The following is a 6,231-nucleotide window of genomic DNA, read 5'->3' on the forward strand; positions in this document are numbered from 1 at the left end:
GCCACGGTTCTGGCGCTCGCACAAGATTTAAGCGCCGCAAAAGCTAAAACCCAAAAAGCACGCGCCTTTGTGCAAAAAGAACAGCAAAAAACAATGACCGTCGTCAAGAAAGCCCTGACTCGATGACACTCCTCCAGCTTGATTTCAATAGTGGCGAGCCCTGGCCCGGCGCACAGCGCAAACCGGTCGGAACGATAGACACTGCCGGGAGCCAGGAGACCTCAGGGGGAATGCTCGCCAAACGCATCCTCACAAGCGACCTGCTCGCCGTGAGCAACCCGGAAACCAACCTGGGCAAGCTGACGCTGAGCTTCAGCCTCTCGGTCTCTGCCCTGCGGCCCGTGAGCGTGAAACTGGAGTCTTTTGACGCGAAGAAGAAGCGCACGGGAAGCCTGGAAACGACAATCTATCCCGCCGCGCCGGACTTTCACCAGCGCTACGCCTTTGAGCTCTCCACGATGCGTGGTAACTTCAAGCCCACCGACCCGTTTGTGAAGTGCGCGGCTTGCATATCCGTGGCGACTCCGATGTAGCCAAGGAGAAGTACGCAGCATTTATCGGCGAGTCCGATGCCCGAACCAATGGCAATGCCCTGAGTGTGTTGGGGCGCTTTGAGACCAATAAAGCCCACCATGTGCGAATCGCAGATAACCTCATCGAGCTGTGCAACGGCGGCTCGGGCATCCATGCCTTCAAGAGCCATCAAGTGGATATTATCCACAACACCGCGTACTACAACGGAGCGTCCCCGGAGCTGAACTGGGGCCAGATATTCGTTCAAGTCACAGATGATATCCGAATTGTCAACAATATTCTCGTCTCCCGCCCCAACCAGCCGATCAACTCCGTGGGGCCAGATGGAGGCGATCAGAAGAGTACGCGAATCGTCCGTGCCCACAATCTCTACTTCGGCGGTCTCGCTCCAAAACTCACCGGCGAGGGGGATCTTCTCGCCGACCCTCAGTTTGTCAACCCGTCCACCGATCCTACTGTCGCGAACTTTCAGCTCAAGCCGACAAGTCCCGCACGAAAATCCGGCAGACAGGAGCGCTTCGGCCCTTTTCCGGATCTCAAGGGAAAGCCGCGTAGCGTCCCCCCCACACGAGGAGCCTATGAGAAGTAAAGAATGAAACCTTCTCCCTCACAGGATCCCTGGCAGTCGCTTGGACGAGATCAAGCGGTGCCATTGCACTTCAGGGCCACGACCCAGGGAGCGTCTTCTACTTCAAGGAAATCCGTATCCGCACTCCTACTGGGGCAGGATGGCGTAGCCGACTCCGGTGAGTGCCCCCAGCACGATCCAGACAACGGCATTGAGCACATCGCCCAGGATCAGCCCCAGAAAGAGCGGGAGCGCGGCGCGATAGACTCCCAGCCCGCCCAGGCGCAGGATAATCACTTTCGCCAGCCAGCCCAGTAGCACGGAGAACCAGAGCATCCAGCCGGAGTACACCGACGCACCGATAAAGCCGATGGGATGGAGCCCAAAACCGACGCGGGCACGGAGCAGGAGCAGCCCAAAGACTCCCGAAAAGCCGCCGATGATATGCAGCGCGTTGGAGGGAACGAGGGGCAGTGGGGTTGTGGCGAGGCTCCCCGCAAGATTCAGTGGGCGCAGTGGTCCTGTGCGGTAGGTCCAGGCATTGGCCAGAGAGTTTGCGCCGCCGTGGTAGTAGGGCAGCCAGAGTGAGGCCACCAGCGAGACGCCCACGCTCAGCAGAACTGCTGCCAGCATCGCCTTGAAGAGTGCCCGTGCTGAGAATCCCCCCGCCTCGGCGAGCTTGGCCCCCGTCAGAACCTCAGCGAGAAGGAGCTCGCGGGTATCACGGTAGAAGATGCACTCCGCCCGCTGCACCATGTACCACGCGCCGGGTGTTGCTCCCTGGGTTCCCAGCACGCCCCCCACCGAGTCAATGGTCATTCCCGAAGGGATCGTAAAGAGCGTCCCCGCCTGCGTCACCAGCCACGAGATCGTCACAAGAGAAATGGTGACGGTCAGTAGGCTCACCGCGATTAAGAGCGGCGGCACGGTGGCGATATAAAGCCAGAGTGCCATTCCCAGATAGCCAAGCCCCAGCCCATAGAGCGTAGCACGGGGACTGAGAAGCTCGCTCGGATCATCTTGGGTGGCACGCCAGAGTGTCGCCAAGTGCCGCCGTGCCATCCAGAGCGTCCAGACAAGCAGTGCGACCGCGCCGCCAAAGCCCTGTAAGGCCGAGAACTGTCGCTCCGCCGGGCTGCCCAGCGAGCCGGGCGCGTACCAGTTGTTGAGTGTCGCCAGCAGTATCTCGGCTTTGTGAAAGAGAAAGAAAAACCAGAGTGAGAACGCCACTTCGGTGGCCAGTAAGTAGGTCAGCCCCACTACCAGCGGATAGACATTCACGGGTAGGTTGCCCAGCTGGTTCCACGGCGGCGTGGTCAAAACTCCCTCCAGAGAGAACGTCAGCGGAATGGTAGGGACACTCGGATAGAGCTGGTGGAGGCCGTTGAGCGAGTGCAGCACCGTGGTGAGGCCCAGCCCCAGCCAGAGTGGGCGCGAGTGCAGAAAGCTAGGCGGGTTCTCAGTTAAAAGCAAAGGCAAGCTGACCAGCGGAAAGACAAACTTCTCGTTCTCGATCCACTGGCGGCGTAGCAGGCTCGCCAGGCAAAACGTGACCATAAAGAAGCAAACCCCAAACGCGCCCCACGCCAAGAGCGGCTGCCACCAAGCCTCCCAGGGAATCCGCTCTGCACCACGTGGATAGCCCATGTAAAACGCATCGGCGGCGGCCTTATCGGTTAAACGAAAGGCGGGTGGCAGGCTCCCCCAGACACGCGCTTCTAAGTTATTGGTGCTATTAGAGAGATACTGTGGCGCTGCGAGGTGCGGCAGAAGAAAGCGCATCAGCCCCGACGACGGTAGCCCCGAGGCAACGAGGATCAGTGTCCAGACGGTTAGTAGTTCGGGGCGGGTGAGGACAAAACGTGCGGCAAAGCGCCGCAGGAGCGCATTGATGGGAACGGCGAGCACAAAGAGCACAAAGAGCGCCCCGACCGGGAACTGGTTGCCTGCCAGCGTGGTCGCCCCGATCTTGTTGTCATTGTAGGGCGTGACCGCGCATAGTAGCGCTCCCGCCAGCAGTCCCAGCGCCACCGCACGCCGCGTGAGCATTAACCAATCTCCCGTGCGAGGCGCTTGCGCAAGAGTACTTTTGCCTGGGAGATGAGATAGGCACCGACAGAGCTGTCTTCAGGGGCTGTATTTTCCGCAGGCTCCAAGTGCGAGAGCTCCCCGGTAAGCTGGAGAAGCGTCCCCTGCAGCGACTGAGCCTCACGAGCAGAAAAGTAGTGCAGCTCTTGCAGGCAACTCTCCGCCAGTGCGGTAAGCGTCGTGGGTTCTTCAGAGAGTGCTGCGGGACGATGTGCCAGCGAGAACATCGGCAGGAGCATGGGATCGTAGGCAAGGCGGATCACGTGCAGGCGGCTCTCTCGATCCGTGCTAAGGCCGAGATAGCGTTGCTCACAGCGGTGCGGAAGCGCCAGGCAGTCGCCAGGCTTCAAGACCACATCGCTTCCCGGACCGCTGTGCCCTAGAACCTGATGCCGACACGCGCCACCTATCACCAGTAAAAGCTTGCGCGACGTGTTGCGCACCGAATGACAGCCGCCTGCTGGGACAATCACGACTTGCTCCTGAACCAGCCAGAACGGCGGGCCAATGCTCTCAAAGCTATGGAGTGCGTAGCCCATGGCTAGAGAAGCACCACTAAGTCGCCCTCGCTGTTCACTTCGCAGACATAGGTTGCCACACGGCTGCTCGCATCGTAGAGTGCCTTGCCGGTGACGATATCAAACTCCCAGCCGTGCCACGGGCAGCGCAGAACCCGGCCTTGAAGATCAGGGCGGTAGGTAAAAACGGGGCTGGGACGGTGCGTGCCGTGCACCGAGCCCTGGCACAGCGGCGCGCCCTGGTGGGGACAGATATTCTTAATCGCGAAGAACTCCCCGCTGATATTAAAAACCCCAATGCTCACGCCCGTCTCTGGATCCGTGACCACACGTTTCTGCCCAATGCCAAGCGCATTCGCGATGCAGACCACGAGCCGTCCGCGCTGCCGCGCCTTGGGCGGCTTTGCCTCATCAATAATGCGAAAGGCCGTGTCGAGTGCCTCGTTCTCGCTACCAAAACCATTGGGATAGTCGCTGGGGTAGTCGCTCATGAAGTTACCTCCCCTCCCTCTTTCTCTTTTTTTGCCCGCGTCGGAAGCCCATAGAGCTCAGCGGCATTGTCGTAGAAGATGCGCTGGAGGAGCTCAGAGCTGAGCGTCCTAGGAAAGACGCGCCTAGGATCATCGAAGTCCCAATGCGGAAAGTCACTGGCAAAGCAGACCGTGCGCTCCGCCTGGATCATCGCAAAGACCTGCGCCAGATGCTCGGGGTTTTCAGGTTCTTCGAGGGGCTGCGTGGTGAGTCGCACTTGGTCGAGAATATACTCAGAGGGGCGCTTTTTCAGCCACGGAGTTGTGCTGCGAAGCGCCTTGAAGTTCTTGTCCAGCCGCCAGAGCGTGTGGAGTAGCCAAGCGATCCCTCCTTCCACTAGGACGACACGCAAGCCCGGAAACGCGGCAAAGACCCCCTCGCAGGTCATGCTAATTACATGCGCCTGGTAGGTCAGAGGAATCCCCGTGTGCCACTCGAAGTAGCTCGACGGCCTGCCCACGGAAGTGGACGAGCGCAGGCTGCCCTCGCGACCCGGATGCAGGGCAAAGGGCAGGCCCAGCTCCTCGCATGCCGCAAAGATCGGGAAATAGCGGCGGTGGCCGTAGAGATCCACGCTCTCGCCGCTGACGATGACTTGCTTCATCTGCGGGTGCTTGCCGTACTGATGAATCAGCTCGACGGCACGTTTCGGATCACTCGTATTGACACAGACCGAGCCCAGATAGCGCAGGTCCACCGAGAGCCACTCGGCGAGCTGCCACTCGTTCCAGGCCTGAGCCAGCGCGGAGCCCATGTCAATATTATGCGTCAGGCTCACGCCCAGCCCGGGTGGTTGGAGCACGCCGTAGGAAATCCCGTACTTGTCGAGATGGTCGAGCGCCACTTGCTGGGGATCGTTGCAGCTCGCATCACGGCGATCCACCCCAAAAGGGTTCGCGTAGCCCTGTCCCGGCCCGGCAGCCATACCTTGCTTGAGCGCCTCGCGAAACGCCACGGGAACATACGGATCCAGCGGGCGCTCTTTGGACGCGCTTGGGTGAACATCACAATCAATAATCAGGTTCGTGCCATCCATGAGTTATTATGACAGTTTTTTGACCACCATAACAGAGAGAGAATTGATACTTCTCAACGATAATTGATATTTCCAGTTGAAATCCATAATTCGGGTATTCCGGTTAGGCGCTTTCCTTTAGGCCTAGAGTTGTGCTAATATAAGGGCTGTGCCCAACTGCCACCACTCCCGTAATATCATCCGGTTTGCACCGAGCCTTTTGGCGCTCGTCGCGCTTCTGGCTGTGGGTTTTTACCCCCGCAGTGCCCGCTCCCAAAACCAGGCACAAACAAACAATCCTGAGCAATACTGGCATAACCAGGTAGAGCCACTGCTCGATAAATCCTGTCTGAAGTGCCATGCGGGCGTCCGCCAGAGCGGCGGGCTGGACCTGCGCTCGCTGGACACGATTCTAAGCGGTGGTGATAGTGGCCCTGCCGTGATTCCCGGCAAGCCGGGCGAGAGCCGCCTGGTGCAGTATGTCCTTCCCCAGCCCGGCCCGCACATGCCGCCCGATCCTAAAAAACAGCTCAGCCCCGAGGCCATCAACACCCTCAAGGCCTGGATCGCGCTCCTGCCTGTCCAAATGGAACAGACAAAGTCGGTGCCCCAGTACATGCAAGCCTACCAGCGCTCGCTACCCTCACTCGGAGCGCCCCCCACAAATCTCACCCCCAGCGCGACCATAGACTGGTTTGTGCAGGCGGGCTGGAAAAAAGAGAAGCTCACCCCCGCGCGACCTGCCAGCGATGCCGTGTTCGCGCGGCGCCTCTATCTGGATCTGGCCGGACGGATTCCCACGAGTGAGGAGCTTAGGCAGTTTATCGGCGACTACCACGGCGACAAACGCGAGCTCTTAGTGACCAAGCTGCTGGCCTCGGAGGACTACCCGCGCCACTTCCGTGAGGTCTTTGACACCACGTTGATGGGGCGCGGTGTGGGGAAGAACGGCGCATGGAATATCTTTCTGGAGGATG

At 59.7% G+C, this 6,231-nt stretch carries 7 protein-coding genes; 3 read left to right on the forward strand and 4 right to left on the reverse strand.

Going from position 1 to position 6,231, the window contains the following annotated elements; all coding sequences use genetic code 11:
• Positions 1-122 precede the first annotated feature (122 nt).
• Positions 123-533: a hypothetical protein gene (locus ACH2EH_RS03465; RefSeq protein ID WP_395139002.1), complete on the forward strand. Its 411-nt coding sequence runs from the start codon at positions 123-125 to the stop codon at positions 531-533.
• Positions 506-1,123, forward strand: a complete 618-nt coding sequence (locus ACH2EH_RS03470) for a hypothetical protein (protein ID WP_395139004.1) — start codon at positions 506-508, stop codon at positions 1,121-1,123. The genes ACH2EH_RS03465 and ACH2EH_RS03470 overlap by 28 nt, the downstream gene beginning before the upstream one ends.
• 126 nt (positions 1,124-1,249) lie before the next feature.
• Here the strand turns inward: ACH2EH_RS03470 and ACH2EH_RS03475 are convergent, their stop codons facing one another.
• From ACH2EH_RS03475 to ACH2EH_RS03490, 4 genes are read right to left on the reverse strand one after another with little or no spacing between them, the layout of a single operon-like run.
• A complete protein-coding gene (locus tag ACH2EH_RS03475) occupies positions 1,250-3,151 on the reverse strand; it encodes a DUF6785 family protein (RefSeq protein ID WP_395139006.1) in 1,902 nt (633 codons plus the stop codon).
• Positions 3,151-3,729: a hypothetical protein gene (locus tag ACH2EH_RS03480; protein WP_395139008.1), complete on the reverse strand. Its 579-nt coding sequence runs from the start codon at positions 3,727-3,729 to the stop codon at positions 3,151-3,153. Before ACH2EH_RS03480 ends, ACH2EH_RS03475 begins: the two co-directional genes overlap by 1 nt.
• 2 nt (positions 3,730-3,731) lie before the next feature.
• The gene (locus ACH2EH_RS03485; RefSeq protein ID WP_395139010.1) at positions 3,732-4,199 is read right to left on the reverse strand and encodes a Rieske (2Fe-2S) protein; all 468 of its coding nucleotides are present in this window, start codon (positions 4,197-4,199) and stop codon (positions 3,732-3,734) included.
• The gene (locus ACH2EH_RS03490) at positions 4,196-5,275 is read right to left on the reverse strand and encodes an amidohydrolase family protein (RefSeq protein WP_395139012.1); all 1,080 of its coding nucleotides are present in this window, start codon (positions 5,273-5,275) and stop codon (positions 4,196-4,198) included. Before ACH2EH_RS03490 ends, ACH2EH_RS03485 begins: the two co-directional genes overlap by 4 nt.
• Positions 5,276-5,423: 148 nt before the next feature.
• Here ACH2EH_RS03490 and ACH2EH_RS03495 point away from each other — a divergent pair.
• Positions 5,424-6,231, forward strand: an 808-nt coding sequence (locus ACH2EH_RS03495; protein ID WP_395139014.1) for a DUF1549 domain-containing protein, incomplete at its 3' end; no start/stop codon positions are given.

Source organism: Armatimonas sp. (assembly GCF_043760365.1).
Classification (GTDB): domain Bacteria; phylum Armatimonadota; class Armatimonadia; order Armatimonadales; family Armatimonadaceae; genus Armatimonas.